Genomic DNA, 22,740 nt, shown 5'->3' with positions numbered 1-22,740 from the left:
TAGGCATTTGCAAATCTTCTAAAACATGATACACTTTCCACTAGTAGAATGGGAAGGAGCAACAAGATTGAAGCTGCGCATTTTTTCAATCATGGCCAGTTTGATTTTGCTTCTTACTGCGTGTACGAGCATACGTACATCATCTGAGGGAAAACAAAAAGCCCATGAAACGAAAACAAAAGAACACATTGTCATAGCGGCTGTCGGAGATTCGCTGACAGAAGGAGTCGGAGATCCCGACGGAAAGGGATATGTCGGCAAGGTGGCGGATTCTATCCGGTCAGATAAACAAGTCAAAACGGTCGACGTGAAAAATTATGCCGTAAAAGGGAACCGTTCGGATGATTTATTAGAAAAACTAAAAGATAAAAAGGTTCAAAAAGGCATAAAGGACGCAGATTATGTCTTTTTTACAATTGGCGGTAATGATTTGATGAAAATCCTTCGCCAAAACTTTCTGCAATTAACCGTTGAACCGTTTCAGGAAGCGGAAAAACCGTACGAAAAGCGCTTTGAAAAAATCATTTCTGAAATTCGCAGGTTGAATGATCACGCTGAGCTGATTTATGTCAGCATGTACAATCCGTTTACGTTTACATTATCAGAACTAAATGAAATAAATGGTGTCGTCACGGATTGGAACCATATTGCTGAAAAAGAGCTGAAAAAAGATAAACATGCAAAAATCATTCATATCGAAGATTTGTTCAATCAAAAAAGTGACAGCAGCCGAATTTCTGAGGAAGATGATTTTCATCCTAATGGTACGGGTTATTCTCTTATCGCAAAGCGCGTCTATCAAGCCATTAAAAAAGAAGGATTACCGAAAGAGTAGGGTGACAGCATGAATAAGTGGAAGCGACTGTTTTTTATATTGCTTGCAATCAATTTTATCCTCGCCGCCGGGTTTGTGGCACTTGTTTTGCTCCCGGGGGAACAGGCTCAGGTGAAGGATTCATCTGAGAGCGAGTATGGATTTCAAGTGACAAGCACAAAAGAATCATTAGCTGCGTTTGTTAACTCATATTTAAACGACCAAGCATCAAACAAGCTTGATTATAAAGTAGAGATTGATGATGATGTTCATGTCGCAGGGAAAATCAAGGCATTTTCCACGTCTATTGATGCGTTTATCGCTTTTGAACCGACTGTGAAAAAAAACGGTGATGTAGAGCTGAATGTCACGAAATTTTCGTTAGGGAAATTGAGTATACCAATTAGCTTTGTGTTAAATTATATGGACAGCTTTTATGAATTGCCGTCATTTGTCCATGTTCACCCCGGAGATAAAAGCATTGAAGTGCGTTTGTCAGAAATGCCTTTAACGAATGGAATGTATGTCAAAGCGGATAAGATAAATTTAGAAAAAGATGAAATTGAGTTTTCCTATTACCATCCTAAACAATAGAGGTGACTGAAAATGAAACGGATTTACCAGTATTTCAGTTTATTATCCTTTACATTTTCCCTGTACTTCGGCTGGCTTGCTTATCATCATCTGGCCGCTGAAGACATGGATCAAATGTATTTGAATGTTTCCTATTGTGCCTTGTTCCTAAGTGTGATGGTGTTTACATTCGGTATGCGAGACCGAAAAAAAACCGATAAGTCATGAAAAGAGAGACATGAAACAACGTCTCTTTTTTCGTGCGGTCCGAAGAAAATTTGAGAACACAAGGAGAAAAGATGAAAGCATACGATTTTACACAGGGGAACGTGCTGAAACAGCTTGTACTGTTTTCAATGCCTATTATGCTTGGAAACGCATTGCAGGTTTCCTTTCAATTTATAGACAGCTTGTGGATCGGCAATTTACTGGGGGCAAAGGCCCTTGGGGCAGCCGCGGTATCAAGCACGATTGTTTTGACCGTGCTGTCTTTTATTTTGGGCCTTAACAATGCGACGTTAACAATTTTATCTCAGCAAAAAGGAAAAGATGATGTAAAAGGAATGGCGTCGTATATTAACGCTTTTGTTGTTTTATTAACAGGCCTAAGCATTGGATTCGGTGTTGCCGGTTTTTTTCTCTCAGAGCTTTTGCTGCGTCTTCTAAAAACGCCGGAGTCAATGATACCGCTTGCTGAGACGTATTTACAGATTCAATTTATCGGCATTTTATTTTTGTTTGGTTATAACTTTATCAGTACTGTGCTTCGTGCGCTGGGCGACAGCAAGACACCTCTCCGGTTTATTGCGTTTGCTGTTGTACTGAATACAGTGCTTGCGCCGCTCTTTATTTCTGTGTTCCGCATGGGAATAGCGGGAGCGGCTTATTCAACGATTTTGTCACAGGGCATTGCGTTTCTGTATGGGTTGTTTTATGTCATCAAACACAAGCTTGTGCCATTCTCAGTTCCGAGGATGCCCAAGTGGGAAGAGTCCGCGCTGATTTTGAAACTCGGAATTCCGGCAGGTCTGCAGATGATGGTGATTACAGGCGGTATGATGGCGATTATGAGTGTTGTCAACTCATACGGGGATCACGTGGTATCAGGCTTTGGCGCGGTGCAGCGGCTTGATAGTATCATCACGCTTCCAGCAATGGCTGCCGGTACGGCCGTCAATAGTATGGCAGGGCAAAATATTGGAATCGGAAACGAAAAAAGAGTGGGAACAATTGCAAGGCTGGGTGTGATAGCTGTTATTTCCTGCATGCTGGTGATTGCGGTTATGATTTGGGTATTTGGTAAATATCTCATAAGGTTATTTATCAGTGAGCCCGATGCGGTCGCATTTGGTGAACAGTATTTGAAGTGGATCGCGTTTTTCTACCCTTTTATTGGGATTAATTTTGTGCTGAACGGAATCGTCAGGGCCGCGGGAGCGATGCTGCAGGTTCTGGTATTAAATTTGATCTCGTTTTGGGTGTTGAGATATCCTTTCACAGCTCTATTTTCATCTTGGCTTGGACAAAAAGGAATCGGGCTTGGAATCGGAATGAGTTTTTTATTTAGCAGCTGCGCGGCATTTTTGTATTATAGATATGGGCGCTGGAAAGCAATGAAGCTGTTTACTGAAAAATAAGTGAAGCACTGCGAAAAGCACATACCTATATATCGGTATGTGCTTTTTTTCACCGTTTTTTATCAAGTTTGCTGAAGAGCTCGATTAACGTGGCAAGTTCAGCATCAGTGTAGCAGTCAAAGCGTTTAAAGAAATATTCCGTTTTTTTCTCGTTAAAGTGCTGAAGGACTTTTTCGCCCGCTTCAGTGATATGAATGCGGATGATGCGTCTGTCTTCCTTCGATCTGATTCTCGTAATCCATTCCTTTTCTACCAGCGCATCGGTCACAGCCGTAATGTGGCTTGCCGATACCTCTAAAATAGGCGCAAATTCAGTGACTTTTTTAGGCCCTTGTTCACTGAGGATCCGAAGAATGGTGAATTCATTCCGCGACAGCTCTTTATCTAAAATTTCATTGATTTCATTGCGTATTTGTTTAAAGACTTTACGGAGTAAAGTTTCCATATCGTACATCATCTGTGTTCTTACTTTCAAATTTGTGAACCTCCATTACATAAGCATATTGCTTAAAACCTATAGATTTTATTGAAAAGCAGAATCATTTTCATTCTATTTTTACATGCTATAATATAATAATACCACGTATTAACAAAGGAGGCACCAGTATGTCTGAAAAAAAAGAAATCGCCACATTTGCAGGAGGCTGTTTTTGGTGTATGGTTAAACCTTTTGACGAACAGCCGGGAATTGAAAAAGTGGTGTCCGGGTATACAGGCGGCCATACTGAAAACCCTACGTATGAAGAGGTGTGCAGTGAAACGACGGGACATCGTGAAGCCGTTCAAATCACGTTTAATCCTGATGTATTCCCTTATGAAAAACTGCTTGAATTATTTTGGCAGCAAATCGATCCGACAGATGCCGGGGGGCAGTTTGCTGATCGCGGCAGTTCCTATCGCGCAGCCATTTTTTATCATAATGATAAACAAAAGGAGCTTGCGGAAGCTTCCAAGCAACGTCTGGCGGAAAGCGGCATCTTTAAAGATCCGATTGTAACGGACATTTTAAAAGCTGAACCTTTCTATGAAGCGGAAGGCTACCATCAGCATTTTTATAAAAAGAATCCAGCACATTATCAGCGCTACCGGACAGGTTCCGGACGAGCGGGATTTATCAGCGAGCATTGGGGGGCTAATAAATGGCGTACAATAAAGAAGAAAAATTGAAGTCATTAAATCGCATGCAATATGAAGTAACGCAAAATAACGGCACGGAGCCGCCATTTCAAAATGAATATTGGGATCATAAGGAAGAAGGCTTGTATGTAGACATTGTGTCAGGCAAGCCATTGTTTACATCCAAGGATAAATTTGATTCCCACTGCGGCTGGCCAAGCTTTACAAAGCCGATTGAAGAAGAAGAAGTGGAAGAAAAACTGGACACGAGCCACGGCATGATTCGCACAGAAGTAAGAAGCCGAACTGCTGATTCTCATCTTGGCCACGTATTTAATGACGGACCGGGGCCAAACGGACTTCGTTACTGCATAAATTCAGCAGCGCTGCGGTTTGTTCCGAAGCATAAGCTAAAAGAAGAAGGATACGAAAGCTATCTGCATCTCTTTAATAAATAAAGTGTTAAAAACAGGCCTGCCTAATGGATAGACAGGCTTGTTTTTATGCCTTTTTCTCTTGATGCAATTCTTCAATAATCTGAGCAATTCTTTCTTTCGTAATAAGCGGGGCTTGATCTGATTGATACCCAGGCAGATTGACTTTGCGAAAGTCAGGATGTTTTTCCGGCTCTGGAAGGATCGCATAAAGGTTGCCCCATTCATACAGTGATTCAATTTCATGTGGAGATGTTAATTCTTCGTGAAGCTTTTCACCTGGACGCTTGCCCACTTCTACTGCAGCCGGCCGCGGGAGCCCGTGCTGCGATGCATATTCTTCAAACCCATGAATCAGTTCTTCAAGTTTCAGTGATTCCATTTTGAAAATAAAGGTTTCTCCGCCTTTTGTAATAGCAGCCGATTGTAATGTCAATGTAGCTGCATCGTCTATTGACATGAAAAATCTGGTCATGTTTTTGTCTGTGATGGTCAGAGGTTCACCCTCCATCATCTGTTCAAATAATATGGGGATGACCGAACCTCTGGAACCAAGAACATTTCCAAAGCGGACCGAACAAAACAAGGTTCCTTTGTTTTGGACGTGGCGGTTTGCTTGATGAAACAGCTTTTCAGATAACAGCTTGGTGGCACCCATTGTGTTCACAGGAGATACAGCTTTATCTGTACTGATATTAATGACATGCTGCACTCGGTGTGAAAGGGCAGCTTCCACCACATTTTGTCCGCCGATGAGATTGGTCTGGATCGCTTCAAATGGATGGTCCTCACATGTCGGAACCTGTTTCAGCGCAGCCGCGTGAAAGACGATATCGACGTCTTTCATCACCTGATTCACCCTTCTGTGATCGCGTACATCTCCGAGTACAAATAATAGCCGCTTATCCTCCGCATACTTTTGGCTCATGACATACTGTTTACTGTCGTCTTTGCTGAATACAATCACCTGTTTAGGTGTAAGCAGCAAAAGGCGTTTGACAATTTGACTCCCGATTGAACCCGTTCCGCCAGTGACTAAAACTGTTTTGTTATGGAAAAATGGTTTTAGTTCTGCTGTTTGCTGTTTAGGCATGGCTTATCCTCCAACTCTCGTTTCTCTACCATGCATCATATGTTCAACTTTGTAATCGAATTAATGAAAGCAACCAATAAAACAAAATTTAGGGGAATGATCATGTCACAAAGTGTTCTTTTTTAATAGAAAATGGAAAAATGGACGTAACTAGGGAACAACAAAACTAAATAAACAATGTACTAAATATTCAACATATTTTTATTTCGCTCCGCAAAAGGAAATCTGGCAAAGTCCATCTCACGTACCTCTTTGGGGAAAAGTTGTTTATGAGTCAGAAACCCTATAAAAAAAGGTTCATTTTCCTCACGGTAATCACATGTATATATTTTACAATAATAGTGATAGTGATAAAAGAGGAGGGTACCAAATGAAGGTTTCAAAAACAATGCTGCTAAGCACTGCCGCGGGTTTATTGATTAGCCTGACAGCAACCTCGGTGTCGGCTCATTATGTGAATGAGGAACATCATTTCAAAGTGACTGCACACACGGAGACAGATCCGGTCGCATCTGGCGATGACGCAGCAGATGACCCGGCCATTTGGGTTCATGAAAAACACCCGGAAAAAAGCAAGTTGATTACGACAAATAAGAAGTCAGGGCTCGTTGTGTATGATTTAGACGGAAAACAGCTTCATTCTTATGAGTTTGGCAAGCTCAATAATGTCGATCTGCGCTATGATTTTCCATTGAACGGCGAACAAATTGATATTGCTGCCGCATCCAACCGGTCCGAAGGAAAAAATACAATTGAAGTATATGCAATAGACGGGGATAAAGGAAAATTGAAAAGCATTACAGATCCGAAACATCCTATTTCCACCAATATTTCTGAGGTTTATGGATTCGGCCTGTATCACAGCCAGAAAACAGGAGCATTTTACGCATTAGTGACAGGCAAACAAGGGGAATTTGAGCAGTATGAAATTGTTGATGGTGGAAAGGGTTATGTAACAGGGAAAAAAGTGCGTGAATTTAAGTTGAATTCTCAGACTGAAGGCCTTGTTGCGGATGATGAGTACGGGAACCTATACATAGCAGAGGAAGATGAGGCCATCTGGAAATTTAACGCTGAGCCCAGCGGAGGATCAAAGGGGCAGGTTGTTGACCGTGCGACAGGAGATCATTTGACAGCTGATATTGAAGGACTGACAATCTATTATGCACCAAATGGCAAAGGATATCTCATGGCTTCAAGTCAAGGAAATAACAGCTATGCAATGTATGAACGGCAGGGGAAAAATCGCTATGTAGCCAACTTTGAGATTACAGATGGCGAGAAGATAGACGGTACTAGTGACACGGATGGTATTGATGTTCTCGGTTTTGGACTTGGCCCAAAATATCCATACGGGATTTTTGTGGCGCAGGACGGCGAAAATATCGATAACGGACAAGCCGTCAATCAAAATTTCAAAATTGTATCGTGGGAACAAATTGCACAGCATCTCGGCGAAATGCCTGATCTTCATAAACAGGTAAATCCGAGGAAGCTGAAAGACCGTTCTGACGGCTAGAATAGAAAGCAGCTTGTGCAGCTGCTTTTTTCTATGAATAAAAAAATCGTTCATCGCAATGAACGATTTTTCAAGAAAGCGCCAGATGAATCGCTTTTAGTTTTGCAGGAAGCTCATCAAACGTAAATGCGGGTACGATCTCTTTATAATTGGCTGCTGCAGCTTTTTGCCGTTCTTCAGGGTGGTTGATATAGAAAGCGGCTTTTTCCTTAAAGTCGTTCATGCCGTGATAAGAAATAAAGGATGAAAAAGGATGCGCCGCGGGTAAATCTGTTAATTGAAATGCTTCGCATGCAGCGATATCAAACGTTCGGTTATTAAAACTGGCATTTTTGATGCGCATAGTATTTTGGTTAAAAGCAAAATGATAGGGACGATGCGCATTAATTACGATGTCTGCCCCATTATAATAATGAACGGCCTGTTCGGGTGGAACCCATGTGCTGACGACATCAATATGCGGCTGTTTGAGCACTTTTTTAGGCAGATATTTTCTCCATTCCTTGCCGATTACCCGAACCGTGAATGGCAGATGGACCGCTTCTTTCATTAGCTGAACCCGATTAGGGTAAGGGTAGCCGATGATTAACAGATTTGAATGATAGGAATGTTCGGTGCCCATTTTTTTAAACAGCCGATGATTAACTGGTATCGGAACATAATAGACGTGCTGGTAGCCGAGCCCTTGATAATAGAGAACGGCATTTTGTTCAATCGTTAATATGGCGTCAGCGAGCTTGATTACCTGTAGGCTGATATCCATATAAAATGGGTCTTCGGTCAGCCAAACATATACGGGGATACCCTTACCCTTTAACCAGGTCAGCCAGTCGTGAGGAACGCGGTCTCCAACCATCAAGAGTGCGAAGTCCGGCTGAAACGTTTCGATCTTCACCAAAGTTTCTGCTTCAAGTGTATCTGCAGACATATACTCTGTATGAGTGTTCCGAAAACATTCTTCAGCCCAGCGATCAAAATAACAATATATTCCTCCGTATCCCGACTGGATATACAACACTTTCATCGGATGTTATGAAAAGAACGTAACGCTTTCTACTTTGTCTACATCAATTAATGTTGTAGCTTGGCCTGCTGGAGTGACGGAGCTTTCCTGTGTTACAAATACGATCCCGTGAACCTGATCGAAAGCAACGAAGACAACCGGCCCGATCATGTCTCCCGAATCGGTTACAATGCTGATTGTCGTGCCTGGCGTAACTCTGGCAAAAATCCATCTTGCCGGAAGGGAAGGGTCTAAAAGAGATTCTGCCGTAACCGACTCACTTTCATCTACTCTTTGATCGATGGCAGCTTCAAGCAAGTCTTTAAGATTACTATCCATGTTTTCTCCTCCTTCTGTTGCAGTTGGAAATAAAGGGCTTAAAACGGCTTTAATTAAATCCTTTTTTAACTGTGCATTTTCAGAGCTCATTACACACACCTCCTATTCGATAGTGAACTCACGTTAATCATATTCTTCCGTCTGTTATTTGGTATGAGTCGAACGCCGTACCTGATCTATTTTTCATCTATTTAAGGAAAATGCTGATTTTTTAATGGAGTGGACATAGCCTATACCATAAATCGAAGTCGCACATATTGTGAAACAGAGATAAGGATAAGGGAGAGGGATGATTTGGATTTAGAGAAACAAGTGGATCGAGAAGAAAACCAAGATGAACTGCATTTTATTTTGCTTTTGCTGATTCTGCTGATACGTCAATCGTCTTCTGAAGGAAATCCATCTGACCTCAGACGCCAGCTTGTTTTTGCAAAAGAGCTGGGCGTACCGGTTTCAAAAGTCAATTTGATCAACGGAGATACACTTCAAAATGTCATCGTAAAAGAAGTTCTGACTGATTTGGTTATTTTCCAAAACCCGTTAAATAACACGAGATCTCATGTTTCACTCTCAAGTGTTGTAAGCTGGGGTGCTTTTTAAATGATGACAGAGGCTCTGCTTGCTGCGGAGCCGTTTTTATGTTTGACGGCGGGAGGCGGTATAGATGGGAGAGAAAGTGTCTATTATTTTAACAAGTTACAACAAACCCGATTATTTGCAAAAAGCGATCGAAAGCGTGATACAGCAAACGCATGATCTTTGGGAGCTTTTTATCATGGATGATCATTCGAATGCAGAAACAACTGCGGTGATTCACAAGTATCTTCATGACCGGCGCATTCAATATCATAACAGTTTCGTGCATCCTGCAGATCGATTAAAAACAGCTCGTTATGCCACATTAATTAACAGTGCGCTCCCATTTGCAGACGGCGATTACATTTCCTATCTTACTGACGACACTGTTTATCATCCTGAGCGGCTGAGCCGTATGGTGCAAGAGTTTTCACATAAGCCTGAAGCGCAGGCGGTCTATTCAAAACAAAAAGTTGTACATGTAAACGAAAGGGGAGAGGAAATCTCACATTTCTACAGAAATGCCAATGCAGTGCTTGATCAGGCCGCTTTTCAAGTTGATCACTGCTCCGTTATGCATCGCCGTTCGTTACTTAATCTCATCCACCATAAATTTGGAGGATATTGGGATGATGATATGAAGCATTGGAATCATGGCGACGCAATTTTTTGGGCGAGACTCAACAACTTTACCCCATTTCTGCCGATAAATGAAGTATTAGACACAACCTATAAAACCCCCGATTCATTTCAAAATGCATATCGGTTTCTGCCCGCCGATTTGATTGACGGCTCTTTTGTAAAAGGTTCAGATCAAAATGTGTATTTTTTTGATCAGGGTGTAAGGCATCCTGTTGGAGAAAAGTGGGGTTTTTTGTATCTAAATCGGACTGTCGCTGTTCCAGACCCATATTTATTCCAATATAGGATTGGCAAAATTTTAAACATTCCGAATTATATTTTAGTAAAGGAAGCTGACCATCCTGCAATATTTTATATCGAAGCCGGAAAAAAAAGGCGAATTGTGGACCAGTATGCGTTTCAATTTTATCAATTTCAAAGAAAAGACATAGTGACAATTGGAAAAGAAGAGATGGAGACGCTTCCGGAAGGGCCGCCGATTACGTGGAAACGATCTGAATTGATCAAAAATCCGCCTGGCCGACGTCTGTTTTTCATCGAACGCGAGCCGTTTTTGTTTCTAAACGGCGTCTTTCACCCGATTAGTGAACAAGTAACAAGGAAGTTTTTTTTACATCAGAAGCCAATCTCCGCTTCTTTCCGAAATATTCAGCAATTTCCAATTGGAAAGCCGTTTTATCCGGTGTACGATGAGATTATAAAGAAATTGAATATTGCAACAGAGTAAAGGTATAGGTCATAAAAAGGAGACGTTCATGACAGGACATTATTCAAAAACGGAACATCAATATATATTGTTAACGTCTGAATCGGCATCGTTTGATCATTACAGCGTATACAGAGATCCGCAGCTTCCGCAAATTTTTTCTCATAACTTTGTTCAGCTCCATGATACGTTTCCATTGGAGCGGTTACTTAACTTTTTACCCTCCGTACCAAAGCTGCTTGATGCGAATTATCTCCATTTAAAAGCGTCGCCGCAGCATGTTTTTCCGCTCGGTTTGAAGCAGTCGCTTGTAAAAAGCGGTTTTGTCGTCGAGGATGAGCTACTATATGACATGAAGCTTAGTGACTGGAAGGGGCAGATGGGACATCCTTTAACCGCATGGGGGACGGCAAAAAGTCTTTGCGACGGATCTTCTATTATGAAAATTTACGATTCCATTTATATTGGAGAAGCAATCGCTGAACAAAAATTAAAAAGAAAATATCCTTTCTATGAAGCAGGTATAATCGTTCTTGTTGTTTGTTACAACGACCAGGCACAGAAAGTTCCCATTGGGTGCGGCGAGCTGTTTATCGATCATCAAGAGAAAACGGCTAAAATCGAAGAAGTGGCAATTTTAGATCAGTTTCAAAGGAAGGGCTACGGCAGTATCTTAGTGAAAGAAATGCTGTCCATCGCCAAATCACTAGGAATGGAAGCAGCCTACTTAGTGGCTACAAGCACTGACGGTGCAACTCAGTTTTACGAAAAGCTGACGTTTAAAAAATATGAGCGGGTGCATACTGTATTTCATTATTTCCTTACATGAAATAGGCGTTTGCACAAACCATTTGGGACTTGGCCCGCATAAAATGCCGTATATCGTGATAAGAAAGGATGAAAACAGCATGTATGGATACTCTGGGTACGGTTACGGATTTGGCTGCGGGACAAATACATTTGTGTTAATTGTTGTCTTGTTCATTTTATTAATTATTGTTGGAGCCGCTTTTATTTGCTAGATGCTGAAATTCCAAAAGAGCCTTCCCTATTAGGAAGGCTCTTTTTATGTGAAAAAGTTTTTGCGGGGAACGTCATGCCGCCATTTGGACACTCATACAATATGGTAAAAGGGGTTTTGAGGTGGGAGCATGAGCAGTTATTTGATTAAGCCAGAGCTTAGCTCGGCCTATCCGGTTGTCAGTTATGCGAAGGGTTCATATGTTTATGATCAGACCGGAAAAAAATATCTCGACGGCTCGTCAGGTGCGGTGACATGTAATATCGGCCACGGAATTCGTGATGTGACTGAGAAGCTGAAAGAACAGCTTGATCAGGTGTCTTTTGCTTACCGCTCACAGTTTACGAGTGAGCCCGCCGAGCAATTAGCCGCTCTCTTGGCACAGGAGCTGCCCGGAGATGTGAATTGGTCTTTTTTTGTCAACAGCGGATCAGAAGCGATAGAAACAGCTATGAAAATCGCCATTCAGTATTGGCAGGAAAAAAAGCAAACACAAAAATCCATCTTTTTGTCTCGATGGAGCAGTTACCACGGAATAACTTTGGGAGCGCTTTCATTGTCTGGTTTTTATGAAAGGAGATACCGGTTCACCCATCTCATTGAGCGGTATCCAGCTATCTCAGCTCCACATATTTATCGGCTGAATTATGAGACGGAAGAAGACTTTGTTCAGACTGCAGCTGATGAACTGGACACTATGATCAAAAGAATCGGAAGCCAATTCATCGCCGGCTTTGTGGCTGAGCCTATTATTGGTGCTGCAGGAGCAGCAATTACTCCGCCTCCGGGATATTATGAGAGATTAAGTGAGGTATGCCGCACACACGATGTGCTTTTTATTGCAGATGAAGTGATGACAGGGCTTGGGAGAACAGGAAGGATGCTCGCGACAGAGCATTGGGACACCGTACCTGATATTGCTGTACTGGGGAAGGGACTCGGTGCGGGGTATGCACCTATTGCCGCTGCCGTCGTATCTGATTCTATTATTGAAACGATAAAACAAGGGTCAGGTGTGATTATGAGCGGTCACACATATAGTGCACATCCCTATTCAGCCAAAGCAGCTCTTGAAGTTTTGCGATATGTGTTAAAGCACGGCTTGATCAAACAATCAGAAAAAAAGGGCGCTGTGCTGAAGAAAAAGCTTGATGAGGCGGCATCTCAAAGCGGCATTATAGGTGATGTGCGCGGAAAAGGACTGCTATTAGGCATTGAATTTGTGACAGACCAAAAAACGAAGAAAATGTTTCCGCCAGAGCAGGCGGTAACCCAGCTTATTGTCAGCGAGGCGAAAAAACGCGGGCTGATTGTTTATCCTTCCAAAGCTGGAATAGACAGCGGAGAAGGAGATGCTGTCATTATTGCTCCTCCTTTTACCATTTCAGACGGTGAAATGGAAGAGCTTATCTCTATTTTTTCAGAAACAGTTGCAGCGGTCGAAAAAAACTTAAAAAAGGATTGACATTAAATGGCGCCATTTCAAAAAGCAATCAGCATTGACACAGCAATTGCAGATGTTCGGGATGGATCGGTTCTGATGTTAGGCGGTTTTGGGGGAGTCGGGTCGCCTCCTTCATTGATTGAAGCGATATTGGACAGCGGTGTAACGGATTTAACTGTGATTTGCAATGACGCCGGTTTCCCGGATATAGGGATCGGCCCGCTTATTGTTAATCAACGGGTCAAAACCCTGATCGCCTCGCATATCGGTTCCAATCCTGTAGCCGGAAAACAGATGACAGAGGGGACGTTAGAGGTTCAATTTTCACCTCAGGGAACGCTTGCGGAACGGATTCGCGCTGGCGGAGCGGGACTTGGCGGTATTTTAACCGATGTGGGCATTGATAATCCAATGGTTTGCGAAAAAAAGGACATCGTAACAGTGGCGGGAAAACGATACTTGATTGAAGAGGCGCTGACCGCTGATTTTGCTTTTATCAATGCTTACATTGCAGATGAATTCGGCAATCTAACGTATGACAAAACCGCGCGCAATATGAATCCGCTTATGGCAATGGCCGCCAGGAGAACCTTTGCCGAAGCTGAGCGTATCGTTCCGATGGGGGAGATTTCTGAAGAAATGATTGTCACACCAGGGGTTTTTGTTGAGGGAGTTGTACGAAGCGAGGGAGTGAAGTGGAAATGGGCTTGGGAGTAGCAGAAAGAGAACAGATTGCAAAACGGGCTGCTACTGAAATTAAGCAGGGCATGATTGTGAATCTCGGTATCGGTATCCCATCCTTGGTACCGAACTTTTTGAAGCCTGACATGCAGGTCATGTTTCAAGCGGAAAACGGTGTCCTTGGCATTGGAGAAAGTCCCGAAAAGGGAGAAGAGGATGCCCATTTATGCAACGCAGCGGGCTATCCTGTCCGCGCTGTAAAAGGGGCGTCTTATTTTGATACAACCATGTCTTTTGCGATGATCAGAAAAGGCAAAATTGACATTACGATTTTAGGCGCCCTGCAGGTGAGCCAATCAGGAGATTTGGCAAATTGGCTTGTTCCGGGAAAAAAGGTGCCTGGTATGGGCGGGGCGATGGAGCTTGCCCAAAAAGCGAAAAAAGTGGTTGTCGTCATGAGTCATACAGATCAAAAGGGAAGGCCTAAATTAACAGAAAGATGTACGCTGCCATTAACTGCTGCAGGCTGTGTAGATTTGATTATTACCGAAAAAGCGGTTCTTGAGGTCGATAGCCATCACTTCATTTTAAAAGAGCTGATGAATGGTTCGACAATCGATGAGGTGACGAGGCTGACAGAAGCTGAAATCAAAATAGATATGCCTTTTTCTTAAGAGGGGGAATGAGGATGCAAGACATTGAAAGAAAAGTAATCGAGTGGCTTGATCAGCATTCGGCCAAAGCCATTCGTCTTCTCAAAAGGCTGATTGGGGAAAAAAGCACATTGGGGTCAGAGTTTAACGCCCAAGCTGTTGTGCTTGAAAAGCTGCGGCAATTTCATATGGACATTGATGTATGGGAGCCAAGCATAAAGCAATTAAAACAGCATCCCTACTTTAAATCTAACCGATCCGATTTTCATGAGAGCCCGAATATCGTGGCTAAAAAAACGGGAGCCGGCGGAGGCAGGTCCCTGATTTTGAACGGCCATATCGATGTTGTGCCTGAAGGAAGCGTAAAGGATTGGAAGTATGAACCGTATCAAGCTGTCGAAGAAAACGGTAAAATATACGGCCGCGGCTCAACGGATATGAAGGGAGGCAATACAGCCCTTCTTTTTGCTTTAGAAGCCCTGCACGCCTGCGATGTCAAACTGAAGGGAGATGTATTGTTTCAGAGTGTTGTAGATGAAGAGTGCGGCGGCGCCGGTACACTGTCCGCCATCATGAGAGGCTATCGTGCTGACGGGGCACTGATTCCTGAACCGACGAATATGAAACTATTTATTAAGCAGCAGGGTTCGATGTGGTTTCGGATCACTGTGAAGGGATTATCCGCACATGGGGGCACACGCTATGAAGGGGTAAGCGCGATTGAAAAAAGCATGCACGTTATTACAGCGATACAAGAGCTGGAGAAAGTCCGCAATGCGAGAATTTCAGATCCGCTGTATGACAATATCCCAATACCGGTACCGGTGAATATCGGCACCATCTCGGGCGGTGCCTGGCCATCTTCAGTTGCAGACCGTGTCGTCATAGAAGGGAGATGCGGAATTGCTCCCCATGAGAAACCAGAAGCTGTAAAACTTGAATTGGAAAACTGGCTGAAGGATTTAGAATACCATGACGAATGGTTTAAACGCCATCCCGTAAAAGTAGAATGGTTTGGCGCTCAATGGCTGCCGAATGATTTACCTGATGATCACCCTTTAATTTCTGTGCTGCAATCAGCCTATCAAAAAATGAAACAGACAGAGCCGATTATTGAGGCTTCCCCGTGGGGAACGGATGGAGGGCTTTTGTACCATGCAGGAGATACACCAGTAATCGTTTTCGGGCCGGGGGAAACAAAAACGGCTCATCAGGCCAATGAATACATTGAGGTTGAAGCCATGATAGAATCTGCTAAAATTATTGCACTTTTTGTCATGGATTGGTGCGGGCTTCATACAGATGGGGAGGATGCGGATGCTCAAGTCAATAAAGAGTAGCGGTGTCACAGCAGTTTTGGACCATGACGGTTTTAATAAACGAATCAGAGTGGTCCGTTATGACGGAGCCATTGAGAAGGCCCTGCCGGATATCGTGGCAGCGGCAAAAGAAGAGAATGCAGAAAAAATCATTGTCTATGCGAAGCAGCATGATGAGCTGATCCTTGCCAAACAATTATTTGCGCCGGAGGGCTATCTAAAGGGCTATTATCTCGGCCATTCGGCTTGTGTCATGGTACGTTATCTGTCAGAAAGCCGAAGACAAACAAATTCTTATACAGAGGAACAGGAGATCATCGAAGCCATATATCGCACAGCGCCCCGTCTTCGCAACGACAGTACACCCGTTTTTACGATGAGAAAAGCAGAAACAAACGACATGTACCAGCTATCGATGCTGTATAAAAAAGTATTCCGCACGTACCCAACCCCGGTATTTGACCCCGCTTATATTGAAAAGACGATGAATGCAAATACGGTGTTTTATATCATGCTTGATCATGACCGCCTGATCAGCGCAGCAAGCGCAGAAATCAATCCAGAGCTTGGGCATGCAGAAATAACCGATTGCGCTGTGCTGCCGGAATATCGCGGCCATTCGTTAACAAGCTTTTTAATCAAGGCGTTAGAAAAAGAAATGGCTGGGAAGGATATCTTTCATGTCTTTTCTCTCGCCCGTGCTTCGTCTTTTGGGATGAATGCTGTGTTGTACCATTCAGGTTATCAGTATGGCGGAAGGCTGATCAATAATTGCTTTATAGCCGAAGGCCTTGAAAACATGAATATTTGGTGCAAGCAACTGTAAGTCAAAATATGCGCGAGGAGGAGTTCGTTTGAAAAACAAATGGTATAAACCGAAACGGCATTGGAAGGAGATCGAGTTATGGAAGGACGTTCCGGAAGAGAAATGGAACGATTGGCTTTGGCAGCTGACACACACTGTAAGAACGTTAGATGATTTAAAGAAAGTCATCAATCTGACCGAGGATGAAGAGGAAGGCGTCAGAATTTCTACCAAAACGATCCCCTTAAATATTACACCTTACTATGCTTCTTTAATGGACCCCGACAATCCAAGATGCCCGGTACGCATGCAGTCTGTGCCGCTTTCTGAAGAAATGCACAAAACAAAATACGATCTGGAAGACCCGCTTCATGAGGATGAAGATTCACCGGTACCCGGTCTGACACACCGCTATCCCGACCGTGTGCTGTTTCTTGTCACGAATCAATGTTCCATGTACTGCCGCTACTGCACAAGAAGGCGCTTTTCCGGACAAATCGGAATGGGAGTCCCAAAAAAACAGCTTGATGCTGCAATTGCTTATATCCGGGAAACACCCGAAATCCGCGATTGTTTAATTTCAGGCGGTGATGGGCTGCTCATCAACGACCAAATTTTAGAATATATTTTAAAAGAGCTGCGCAGCATTCCGCATCTGGAAGTCATCAGAATCGGAACAAGAGCGCCCGTCGTCTTTCCACAGCGCATTACCGATCATTTGTGCGAGATATTGAAAAAATATCATCCGGTCTGGCTGAACACCCATTTTAACACAAGCATCGAAATGACAGAAGAATCAGTTGAGGCATGTGAAAAGCTGGTGAACGCGGGAGTACCGGTCGGAAATCAGGCTGTCGTATTAGCAGGTATTAATGATTCGGTTCCAATTATGAAAAAGCTCATGCATGACTTGGTAAAAATCAGAGTCCGTCCTTATTATATTTACCAATGTGATCTGTCAGAGGGAATCGGGCATTTCAGAGCTCCTGTTTCCAAAGGTTTGGAGATCATTGAAGGGCTGAGAGGTCATACCTCAGGCTATGCGGTTCCTACCTTTGTCGTTGACGCACCAGGCGGCGGCGGTAAAATCGCCCTGCAGCCAAACTATGTCCTGTCACAAAGTCCTGACAAAGTGATCTTAAGAAATTTTGAAGGTGTGATTACGTCATATCCGGAACCAGAGAATTATATCCCCAACCAGGCAGACGCCTATTTTGAGTCCGTTTTCCCTGAAACCGCTGACAAAAAGGAGCCGATCGGGCTGAGTGCCATTTTTGCTGACAAAGAAGTTTCGTTTACACCTGAAAATGTAGACAGAATCAAAAGGAGAGAGGCATACATCGCAAATCCGGAGCATGAAACATTAAAAGACCGGCGTGAGAAAAGAGATCAGCTCAAAGAAAAGAAATTTTTGGCGCAGCAGAAAAAACAGAAAGAGACTGAATGCGGAGGGGATTCTTCATGAAAACATGCGAATGGTGCGGCGAGCTTGAAGCGGTGCCCGGCAGGAACACGGTGTATTGGGAGCTCCCTGATGGAACGAGGGCTATAGAACTGACAGACACCCCTGCCATGGTATGTTCTTCCTGCGGTATGACCTATCAAGAAGAAAACACGGTTAAGGAGATTGAGGATCAGCTGCTTTTAATTCAAACAAAAAAACTGCCTGAAAGCCTGACATATCAGCAGCTCATGGAGACAGAAAGAATTTTGAAACGCAACTATTTTGACTTCTCCTGAGTCATGTTTCAGTATTCTTTTGTTGTAAATTTACACTTGAACTGTATAATAGAACAACAAAAGACAGACACCAGGAGGGGAAACCCATGAAATCCTTTTATCACTATTTATTGAAATACAGACACCCTAAGCCGAAGGACAGCATCAGTGAATTTGCCAATCAGGCGTATGAGGATCACAGCTTTCCAAAAACATCTACCGATTATCATGAAATCAGTTCATATTTGGAGCTGAATGCTGATTACCTTCACACGATGGCGACGTTTGATGAAGCTTGGGATCAATACGAGTCTGAAGTGCACGGCAGATAATAGCTGTTTCATCCGCAGATCACTGCGGATTTTTTTATGTCCCCCATACCATAATTGGATATTTCCTTTGGTTTTCATGCCCATGCGAATTGGCTTCACCCGGCATACGATAGCGTATGAGAAATGTTGCGGCGAGGGGGAGACACCATGAAGCAAAATAAACCGAAATTCCAAGTAGGGGATATCGTAGTCGTCATTATGTATGGAACAGTCGGCACCATCACAAAAGTACACCAAATTGATAAACACTATCTTTATGAAGTCAATCATAACGAAGTTTTATACTTTGAATCATCTATTCAGCTTTATAAAGATTATGAGGGTGTCATTGTCGACATGGAGAAGCTTGATATTGAGTATGAATTCCTTATTGGGGACGTTGTTTATGTAAAAGACTATGGAAAAGAACTCTTTCGCATTATCGGCCATAGAACAGAAATTTGGAGATATTTAGAAGATGGCTGGGAAGATATCATTTATGAGCTGACCCGTTTAAAGGATGGAGAGTGGCTTGAAACGGAGGAAGAGGATCTCACGCTGGTGCTTAGAAAATATGAAATGGACCAGTTTGTGCATCAGCTGTTGTTTGTCCATTATGTCGGAGAAACTGGCCATGAGATCGGCGAAGATATCGCATCGTCTGCTCTTCTTCAGTTTGAAGGCGATGATGAAGAGCAAGATACCCTTCACATCCTTGCTGTGTCAATTGTTGATGAGCTTCTGGATATTTATAATGACTACAAAATTCTGTACGAAATGTTTCAGGATGAAGAATATAAAGACATGATGATGTTTGTTTTGGAAAGTTTAAAAGAGCATTTCAGTTAGTTTGTGAACATACGGATCAAGACATATAAAAAATATGGCAGACAGCCCCAAATCATCACACGCGTCATTCCTTTGAGCGTTTTTTCCATTATGATATCAAATCTTTCTCCGTCCAGTGCTTCCATCATTTTAGCAATCATAGCGTCAGCCTCCCATGGCTCGTTTTTTATTCAATATATGACTGAAAGAATTGTTTAGAACACCGGGTATAATTCAGCCTGTTTTTTCATAAAACATAAAAAAGGAGGCGGTACGGAGATGAAAGAAATAGATCTTGTGATTGATACGGAAGAAATCGCTGAATTTTTTTACAGAGAGCTTGCAAGACGGGGCTACATACCGAGTGAGGATGAGCTGTTTGAAATCGCTGATATTACCTTTGATTATTTGATAGAAAAATGTATGATAGATGAAGAGCTGGATGAAGATGAGTGAGGCTTAAAACCGGAGTGGTCAGCTCCGGTTTTATTATTCATGTTCTATGACTTCTGTGAAAATTGAGGTGGTTAAATTGTACAAGCCCGTTAGTTTGTTTCTTTTCTTTCTCATTCTAGCTGCGGCCATTCATACAAATACTGTTCAATCTGCAGATGAAGCAATAAGCAGGGCAGCTGTTTTGATCCGTCAGCCATGGCTTAATGAAGTCATGACGGGGATCACGCATCTTGGTGCTTCTTCTTTTCTGCTCCCTCTAATTGTCATCATTGGAGCAGGCCTGTTTTTCTACAGAAAAACATGGGACGGCCTGTTGATGCTCTTAGTATTCGGCACAGATCGGCTGTTAAACAAAGTCTTAAAAGAATGGATCGAAAGAGTGAGGCCTGATTATGCACCGCTGGTTCATGAATCATCCTTCAGTTTTCCGAGCGGCCATTCCATGAATGCTGCTTGTATCTATCCTGTTATAGCTTACTTTTTAGTGAAACACCTCCCGTTTTTGTCCAAGCATAAAAAAATGGTATATATTATAGCCGGTGTAATTACTGTTTTAGTCGGCATAAGCAGAGTGTATCTGGGGGTTCATTTTGTGACAGATGTGTTAGGAGGCTTTAGCCTCGGCTTGCTTCTGTTTTTCCTAGTAAAAGGTTTTGACGAAAAGATTAAGCGGTTTCGACAAAAATAGAGAGAGGAAAACACAGCAAAAACGCCAATATGTTAAAGAAATAAAAGGGAGGGGATCTTGATGATGTTATCCGTGTTTAAAAAGAAGTCTTGTTCCTATGACGTGACAATATTTCAGACACCCCGGTTTGGCGAAAAAAAAGGCTACAGAGCCGTCTATCGAACTGAACTGAACGGGAGCGATCATCAAGACGTGCTGAAAAGAGCATTCTCTTTGTTTAATGTATTCGACACTGTTCCGAGTGATTATGATGCAAGATTCATGGCCACAGGGGACGTGATTCTGATTGATGAAGGCAGAAAAGGGAAAACATACTATCAACTGCTTCCCGCCGGCTGGAGGAAAATCAATCGTCTGATTGTACAAACGACATAATGAAAAGAAAACTGCGGAAACCCGCAGTTTTCTGCAGTTTTAAGGCTTGCGTTTGGCAGCAGAATATTCTTTCCCGTGTGCTTCTTCAGCTGCAATGATATCTTTTTCAGGTATATGATTGTTCTTTTTTTGGCCGGTGATCCGGTTGCGATGTTTTTTACCCATGTCCCACCCCTCCTTCCTGCGGTTAGGTTTTCAAATTAACACCCCGATTATCCGTTTTTCTGAGGAAGTGCCTAACAGATCCCCGAACATTTCTTTTTTCGACATATTCCTTTATAATCAATGCTGAAGTTTGTTTCATCATGACATTCGTTGTAAAATGGACGGGCTGGATGATAATTTAGATTTACAGGAGGATATGAGATGAGTGTACATATAGGTGCTGAAAAAGGACAAATTGCGGATACAGTGCTTTTGCCGGGAGATCCTCTCAGAGCAAAATTTATTGCAGAAACGTATCTTGAAAATGTAGAATGCTACAATGAAGTCAGAGGCATGTATGGATTTACGGGTACATATAAAGGTAAAAAAATCTCAGTACAAGGCACGGGAATGGGCGTTCCGTCTATTTCAATTTATGTGAATGAATTAATTCAAAGCTACGATGTGCAAAATCTAATAAGAGTGGGTTCTTGCGGCGCTATTCGTAAAGATGTCAAAGTGCGAGACGTCATTTTGGCGATGACCTCCTCAACTGATTCACAAATGAACAGAGTCGCTTTTGGAAGCATTGATTTTGCGCCTTGCGCAGATTTCGAGCTTTTAAAAAATGCCTATGATGCCGCAAAGGATAAAGGTGTGCCGGTGACTGTAGGAAGCGTATTTACAGCTGACCAGTTCTACAACGACGACTCGCAAATTGAAAAACTTGCAAAATACGGTGTGCTTGGCGTTGAAATGGAAACAACTGCATTGTATACATTAGCAGCGAAGCACGGAAGAAAAGCTCTGTCAATTCTCACCGTGAGTGATCACGTATTAACAGGAGAAGAAACGACAGCGGAAGAGCGTCAAACGACATTTCATGATATGATAGAAGTGGCTTTACATTCCGTATCACAATAAAATATATCAAGAGGCGTGCTGGGTGCCGGCAGCCTCTTCTTTATGAATGCGGAAACGATTGATAAAAGGAAGGTAATGTAATATGAAAAAGTCCGGTAAATGGTTCTCACTGGCTGCCGCTCTGAGTGTAACGGCAATAGTCGGAGCCGGCTGCAGCATGTCGAACGGTGATGCTCAAAAGGATACGAAAACCACAGCAGAAACAAAGCAAACAGAACAAAAAACAGCTGACAGCAAAAAATCAAACACTCAAAACAGTGAGTTTTCATTGGAAAGCCAGTATTTCAATGATATTAAAAAAGTCGATGGTCTGGAAACCATTCAAAATCCAGAAAATATACTCGCGCTTGTCAATAAACAATATGCACTGCCCGGAAACTATGAACCTAGCGATCTTGTCATACCTGATGTAGAGTTTTCTTTTGAAGAAAAGATTCAAAAACGTTACATCAGAAAAGAAGCGGCCGACGCATTAAAAACAATGTTCGATGCTGCCAAAAAGGAAGGCTATGAACTGGCAGCTGTCTCAGGGTACCGTTCGTATGACAGACAGAAAGTCATTTTTGACAATGAAGTAAGCCTAAAAGGGGAAAAGAAGGCAAAGGAAGCGGTCGCTTACCCGGGTGAAAGCGAGCACCAAACAGGCCTTGCGATGGACATTTCGAGCCGGAGCAATGGCTTTGAGCTAAATGAAGCGTTCGGAAGCACGGCAGACGGGAAATGGGTGCAGGACAATGCTTATAAATATGGCTTTATCATTCGCTATCCGAAAAATAAAGAAGATATCACGAAATATGAATATGAGCCATGGCATCTGCGCTATGTAGGCAAAAAAGCCGCAAAGGTCATCCAAGATAATGATCTAACGCTTGAAGAATACTTTGAAAAAGTGAAGAAAATTTAAAATGAAAAGCCCGCTT

Annotated in this window: 32 protein-coding genes; 26 read left to right on the top strand and 6 right to left on the bottom strand. The window is 42.8% G+C overall.

Going from position 1 to position 22,740, the window contains the following annotated elements; genetic code table 11:
* Positions 1-67: 67 nt before the first annotated feature.
* The 4 genes from NYE56_RS10465 to NYE56_RS10450 all read left to right on the top strand — a co-directional run bounded on the left by NYE56_RS10465 (position 68) and on the right by NYE56_RS10450 (position 3,024).
* Complete coding sequence (locus tag NYE56_RS10465) at positions 68-835, top strand: SGNH/GDSL hydrolase family protein (protein WP_268555402.1); 768 nt, start codon at positions 68-70, stop codon at positions 833-835.
* A 9-nt stretch (positions 836-844) separates the two neighbouring features.
* Positions 845-1,408, top strand: coding sequence for a YpmS family protein (locus NYE56_RS10460; protein ID WP_268555401.1), 564 nt, complete (start codon positions 845-847; stop codon positions 1,406-1,408).
* A 12-nt stretch (positions 1,409-1,420) separates the two neighbouring features.
* Positions 1,421-1,615, top strand: coding sequence for a protein YpmT (gene ypmT, locus NYE56_RS10455; RefSeq protein ID WP_003230808.1), 195 nt, complete (start codon positions 1,421-1,423; stop codon positions 1,613-1,615).
* 71 nt (positions 1,616-1,686) lie between these two features.
* On the top strand, positions 1,687-3,024 hold the full coding sequence (locus NYE56_RS10450) for an MATE family efflux transporter (RefSeq protein ID WP_268555400.1): 1,338 nt from the start codon (positions 1,687-1,689) through the stop codon (positions 3,022-3,024).
* Between the two features lie 49 nt (positions 3,025-3,073).
* On the opposite strand, the gene NYE56_RS10445 is transcribed toward NYE56_RS10450, so the two are convergent.
* On the bottom strand, positions 3,074-3,499 hold the full coding sequence (locus tag NYE56_RS10445; protein ID WP_004398634.1) for a MarR family transcriptional regulator: 426 nt from the start codon (positions 3,497-3,499) through the stop codon (positions 3,074-3,076).
* A gap of 131 nt (positions 3,500-3,630) precedes the next feature.
* Between NYE56_RS10445 and msrA the strand changes: the two genes are divergently transcribed.
* Together msrA and msrB are read left to right on the top strand one after the other, a co-directional pair.
* Positions 3,631-4,191, top strand: a complete 561-nt coding sequence (msrA, locus tag NYE56_RS10440) for a peptide-methionine (S)-S-oxide reductase MsrA (protein ID WP_341283829.1) — start codon at positions 3,631-3,633, stop codon at positions 4,189-4,191.
* Complete coding sequence (gene msrB / locus NYE56_RS10435) at positions 4,164-4,598, top strand: peptide-methionine (R)-S-oxide reductase MsrB (protein ID WP_024572009.1); 435 nt, start codon at positions 4,164-4,166, stop codon at positions 4,596-4,598. Before msrA ends, msrB begins: the two co-directional genes overlap by 28 nt.
* A 43-nt stretch (positions 4,599-4,641) precedes the next feature.
* Here msrB and NYE56_RS10430 read toward each other — a convergent pair whose 3' ends face one another.
* Positions 4,642-5,667 (bottom strand): nucleoside-diphosphate sugar epimerase/dehydratase, encoded by a 1,026-nt coding sequence (locus NYE56_RS10430; protein WP_341283828.1) that lies wholly within the window; start codon positions 5,665-5,667, stop codon positions 4,642-4,644.
* Positions 5,668-6,037: 370 nt separating this feature from the next.
* On the opposite strand from NYE56_RS10430, the gene NYE56_RS10425 reads away from it, so the two are divergent.
* Positions 6,038-7,186, top strand: coding sequence for a phytase (locus NYE56_RS10425; protein WP_341283827.1), 1,149 nt, complete (start codon positions 6,038-6,040; stop codon positions 7,184-7,186).
* Positions 7,187-7,256: 70 nt separating this feature from the next.
* Here the strand turns inward: NYE56_RS10425 and cgeB are convergent, their stop codons facing one another.
* Positions 7,257-8,210 (bottom strand): spore maturation protein CgeB, encoded by a 954-nt coding sequence (gene cgeB, locus NYE56_RS10420; protein WP_341283826.1) that lies wholly within the window; start codon positions 8,208-8,210, stop codon positions 7,257-7,259.
* Positions 8,211-8,216: 6 nt separating this feature from the next.
* A complete protein-coding gene (gene cgeA / locus NYE56_RS10415; RefSeq protein ID WP_341283825.1) occupies positions 8,217-8,618 on the bottom strand; it encodes a spore crust protein CgeA in 402 nt (133 codons plus the stop codon).
* 204 nt (positions 8,619-8,822) lie between these two features.
* Here cgeA and cgeC point away from each other — a divergent pair, with 204 nt between their 5' ends.
* The 14 genes from cgeC to NYE56_RS10345 all read left to right on the top strand — a co-directional run bounded on the left by cgeC (position 8,823) and on the right by NYE56_RS10345 (position 19,254).
* Complete coding sequence (gene cgeC, locus NYE56_RS10410) at positions 8,823-9,128, top strand: spore maturation protein CgeC (protein WP_014477111.1); 306 nt, start codon at positions 8,823-8,825, stop codon at positions 9,126-9,128.
* A 64-nt stretch (positions 9,129-9,192) separates the two neighbouring features.
* Entirely contained in the window at positions 9,193-10,473 is a 1,281-nt protein-coding gene (cgeD, locus tag NYE56_RS10405; RefSeq protein ID WP_003230828.1) for a spore maturation glycosyltransferase CgeD, read from the top strand.
* A 28-nt stretch (positions 10,474-10,501) separates the two neighbouring features.
* The gene (gene cgeE / locus NYE56_RS10400) at positions 10,502-11,281 is read left to right on the top strand and encodes a spore maturation N-acetyltransferase CgeE (protein ID WP_341283824.1); all 780 of its coding nucleotides are present in this window, start codon (positions 10,502-10,504) and stop codon (positions 11,279-11,281) included.
* Between the two features lie 43 nt (positions 11,282-11,324).
* Positions 11,325-11,474, top strand: coding sequence for a YjcZ family sporulation protein (locus tag NYE56_RS10395; protein WP_015251877.1), 150 nt, complete (start codon positions 11,325-11,327; stop codon positions 11,472-11,474).
* Entirely contained in the window at positions 11,468-11,623 is a 156-nt protein-coding gene (locus NYE56_RS10390; protein ID WP_015714119.1) for a hypothetical protein, read from the top strand. Before NYE56_RS10395 ends, NYE56_RS10390 begins: the two co-directional genes overlap by 7 nt.
* On the top strand, positions 11,604-12,938 hold the full coding sequence (locus NYE56_RS10385) for an aspartate aminotransferase family protein (RefSeq protein WP_341283823.1): 1,335 nt from the start codon (positions 11,604-11,606) through the stop codon (positions 12,936-12,938). The genes NYE56_RS10390 and NYE56_RS10385 overlap by 20 nt, the downstream gene beginning before the upstream one ends.
* A gap of 6 nt (positions 12,939-12,944) precedes the next feature.
* Positions 12,945-13,634 (top strand): CoA transferase subunit A, encoded by a 690-nt coding sequence (locus tag NYE56_RS10380; RefSeq protein ID WP_341283822.1) that lies wholly within the window; start codon positions 12,945-12,947, stop codon positions 13,632-13,634.
* Positions 13,619-14,272, top strand: a complete 654-nt coding sequence (locus tag NYE56_RS10375; protein ID WP_004399417.1) for a 3-oxoacid CoA-transferase subunit B — start codon at positions 13,619-13,621, stop codon at positions 14,270-14,272. Before NYE56_RS10380 ends, NYE56_RS10375 begins: the two co-directional genes overlap by 16 nt.
* An 8-nt stretch (positions 14,273-14,280) precedes the next feature.
* Positions 14,281-15,591: a peptidase gene (locus NYE56_RS10370; protein WP_080015533.1), complete on the top strand. Its 1,311-nt coding sequence runs from the start codon at positions 14,281-14,283 to the stop codon at positions 15,589-15,591.
* Positions 15,569-16,396, top strand: coding sequence for a putative beta-lysine N-acetyltransferase (ablB, locus tag NYE56_RS10365; protein WP_341283821.1), 828 nt, complete (start codon positions 15,569-15,571; stop codon positions 16,394-16,396). Before NYE56_RS10370 ends, ablB begins: the two co-directional genes overlap by 23 nt.
* A 28-nt stretch (positions 16,397-16,424) precedes the next feature.
* A complete protein-coding gene (ablA, locus tag NYE56_RS10360) occupies positions 16,425-17,840 on the top strand; it encodes a lysine 2,3-aminomutase (protein ID WP_004399420.1) in 1,416 nt (471 codons plus the stop codon).
* A complete protein-coding gene (locus NYE56_RS10355; protein WP_004399539.1) occupies positions 17,837-18,115 on the top strand; it encodes a YokU family protein in 279 nt (92 codons plus the stop codon). Before ablA ends, NYE56_RS10355 begins: the two co-directional genes overlap by 4 nt.
* Before the next feature lie 86 nt (positions 18,116-18,201).
* On the top strand, positions 18,202-18,426 hold the full coding sequence (locus NYE56_RS10350) for a YozE family protein (RefSeq protein ID WP_003231160.1): 225 nt from the start codon (positions 18,202-18,204) through the stop codon (positions 18,424-18,426).
* 147 nt (positions 18,427-18,573) lie between these two features.
* Positions 18,574-19,254: a hypothetical protein gene (locus tag NYE56_RS10345; RefSeq protein ID WP_341283820.1), complete on the top strand. Its 681-nt coding sequence runs from the start codon at positions 18,574-18,576 to the stop codon at positions 19,252-19,254.
* Here the strand turns inward: NYE56_RS10345 and NYE56_RS10340 are convergent.
* Entirely contained in the window at positions 19,251-19,394 is a 144-nt protein-coding gene (locus tag NYE56_RS10340; protein WP_003231164.1) for a hypothetical protein, read from the bottom strand. The two genes, NYE56_RS10345 and NYE56_RS10340, sit on opposite strands and share 4 nt — an antisense overlap.
* 118 nt (positions 19,395-19,512) lie before the next feature.
* On the opposite strand from NYE56_RS10340, the gene NYE56_RS10335 reads away from it, so the two are divergent.
* The 3 genes from NYE56_RS10335 to yodL all read left to right on the top strand — a co-directional run bounded on the left by NYE56_RS10335 (position 19,513) and on the right by yodL (position 20,752).
* Positions 19,513-19,689: a YozD family protein gene (locus NYE56_RS10335; protein WP_003231166.1), complete on the top strand. Its 177-nt coding sequence runs from the start codon at positions 19,513-19,515 to the stop codon at positions 19,687-19,689.
* Positions 19,690-19,765: 76 nt separating this feature from the next.
* A complete protein-coding gene (pgpB, locus tag NYE56_RS10330) occupies positions 19,766-20,377 on the top strand; it encodes a phosphatidylglycerophosphatase PgpB (protein WP_341283819.1) in 612 nt (203 codons plus the stop codon).
* Between the two features lie 60 nt (positions 20,378-20,437).
* Complete coding sequence (gene yodL / locus NYE56_RS10325; protein WP_004399431.1) at positions 20,438-20,752, top strand: shape determination protein YodL; 315 nt, start codon at positions 20,438-20,440, stop codon at positions 20,750-20,752.
* A gap of 39 nt (positions 20,753-20,791) precedes the next feature.
* Here yodL and NYE56_RS10320 read toward each other — a convergent pair whose 3' ends face one another.
* Positions 20,792-20,917 (bottom strand): hypothetical protein, encoded by a 126-nt coding sequence (locus NYE56_RS10320; protein WP_003231174.1) that lies wholly within the window; start codon positions 20,915-20,917, stop codon positions 20,792-20,794.
* 201 nt (positions 20,918-21,118) lie between these two features.
* Here NYE56_RS10320 and deoD point away from each other — a divergent pair, with 201 nt between their 5' ends.
* Positions 21,119-21,820, top strand: coding sequence for a purine-nucleoside phosphorylase (gene deoD, locus NYE56_RS10315; protein WP_003241589.1), 702 nt, complete (start codon positions 21,119-21,121; stop codon positions 21,818-21,820).
* Between the two features lie 82 nt (positions 21,821-21,902).
* Entirely contained in the window at positions 21,903-22,724 is an 822-nt protein-coding gene (gene ldcB, locus NYE56_RS10310; protein ID WP_014480046.1) for an LD-carboxypeptidase LdcB, read from the top strand.
* The last annotated feature ends 16 nt before the right edge of the window (positions 22,725-22,740 follow it).

It is taken from the genome of Bacillus sp. FSL R5-0603 (assembly GCF_038050295.1).
Taxonomy (GTDB): Bacteria; Bacillota; Bacilli; order Bacillales; family Bacillaceae; genus Bacillus; species Bacillus subtilis.
The sequence above is the reverse complement of the archived record's forward strand: the minus strand, read 5'-3'. Positions and strand labels throughout refer to the sequence as shown.

Excerpts from the sequence above, each read along its gene's own strand:
- NYE56_RS10460 (WP_268555401.1), top strand. The coding sequence starts at position 845 with ATGAATAAGTGGAAGCGACTGTTTTTTATATTGCTTGCAATCAATTTT.
- ypmT (WP_003230808.1), top strand. The coding sequence starts at position 1,421 with ATGAAACGGATTTACCAGTATTTCAGTTTATTATCCTTTACATTTTCC.
- NYE56_RS10450 (WP_268555400.1), top strand. The coding sequence starts at position 1,687 with ATGAAAGCATACGATTTTACACAGGGGAACGTGCTGAAACAGCTTGTA.
- msrA (WP_341283829.1), top strand. The coding sequence starts at position 3,631 with ATGTCTGAAAAAAAAGAAATCGCCACATTTGCAGGAGGCTGTTTTTGG.
- msrB (WP_024572009.1), top strand. The coding sequence starts at position 4,164 with ATGGCGTACAATAAAGAAGAAAAATTGAAGTCATTAAATCGCATGCAA.
- NYE56_RS10430 (WP_341283828.1), bottom strand. The coding sequence starts at position 5,667 with ATGCCTAAACAGCAAACAGCAGAACTAAAACCATTTTTCCATAACAAA.
- NYE56_RS10425 (WP_341283827.1), top strand. The coding sequence starts at position 6,038 with ATGAAGGTTTCAAAAACAATGCTGCTAAGCACTGCCGCGGGTTTATTG.
- cgeB (WP_341283826.1), bottom strand. The coding sequence starts at position 8,210 with ATGAAAGTGTTGTATATCCAGTCGGGATACGGAGGAATATATTGTTAT.
- cgeA (WP_341283825.1), bottom strand. The coding sequence starts at position 8,618 with ATGAGCTCTGAAAATGCACAGTTAAAAAAGGATTTAATTAAAGCCGTT.
- cgeD (WP_003230828.1), top strand. The coding sequence starts at position 9,193 with ATGGGAGAGAAAGTGTCTATTATTTTAACAAGTTACAACAAACCCGAT.
- cgeE (WP_341283824.1), top strand. The coding sequence starts at position 10,502 with ATGACAGGACATTATTCAAAAACGGAACATCAATATATATTGTTAACG.
- NYE56_RS10395 (WP_015251877.1), top strand. The coding sequence starts at position 11,325 with ATGCCGTATATCGTGATAAGAAAGGATGAAAACAGCATGTATGGATAC.
- NYE56_RS10385 (WP_341283823.1), top strand. The coding sequence starts at position 11,604 with ATGAGCAGTTATTTGATTAAGCCAGAGCTTAGCTCGGCCTATCCGGTT.
- NYE56_RS10380 (WP_341283822.1), top strand. The coding sequence starts at position 12,945 with ATGGCGCCATTTCAAAAAGCAATCAGCATTGACACAGCAATTGCAGAT.
- NYE56_RS10375 (WP_004399417.1), top strand. The coding sequence starts at position 13,619 with ATGGGCTTGGGAGTAGCAGAAAGAGAACAGATTGCAAAACGGGCTGCT.
- NYE56_RS10370 (WP_080015533.1), top strand. The coding sequence starts at position 14,281 with ATGAGGATGCAAGACATTGAAAGAAAAGTAATCGAGTGGCTTGATCAG.
- ablB (WP_341283821.1), top strand. The coding sequence starts at position 15,569 with ATGCTCAAGTCAATAAAGAGTAGCGGTGTCACAGCAGTTTTGGACCAT.
- NYE56_RS10355 (WP_004399539.1), top strand. The coding sequence starts at position 17,837 with ATGAAAACATGCGAATGGTGCGGCGAGCTTGAAGCGGTGCCCGGCAGG.
- NYE56_RS10350 (WP_003231160.1), top strand. The coding sequence starts at position 18,202 with ATGAAATCCTTTTATCACTATTTATTGAAATACAGACACCCTAAGCCG.
- NYE56_RS10345 (WP_341283820.1), top strand. The coding sequence starts at position 18,574 with ATGAAGCAAAATAAACCGAAATTCCAAGTAGGGGATATCGTAGTCGTC.
- NYE56_RS10340 (WP_003231164.1), bottom strand. The coding sequence starts at position 19,394 with ATGATTGCTAAAATGATGGAAGCACTGGACGGAGAAAGATTTGATATC.
- NYE56_RS10335 (WP_003231166.1), top strand. The coding sequence starts at position 19,513 with ATGAAAGAAATAGATCTTGTGATTGATACGGAAGAAATCGCTGAATTT.
- yodL (WP_004399431.1), top strand. The coding sequence starts at position 20,438 with ATGATGTTATCCGTGTTTAAAAAGAAGTCTTGTTCCTATGACGTGACA.
- NYE56_RS10320 (WP_003231174.1), bottom strand. The coding sequence starts at position 20,917 with ATGGGTAAAAAACATCGCAACCGGATCACCGGCCAAAAAAAGAACAAT.
- deoD (WP_003241589.1), top strand. The coding sequence starts at position 21,119 with ATGAGTGTACATATAGGTGCTGAAAAAGGACAAATTGCGGATACAGTG.
- ldcB (WP_014480046.1), top strand. The coding sequence starts at position 21,903 with ATGAAAAAGTCCGGTAAATGGTTCTCACTGGCTGCCGCTCTGAGTGTA.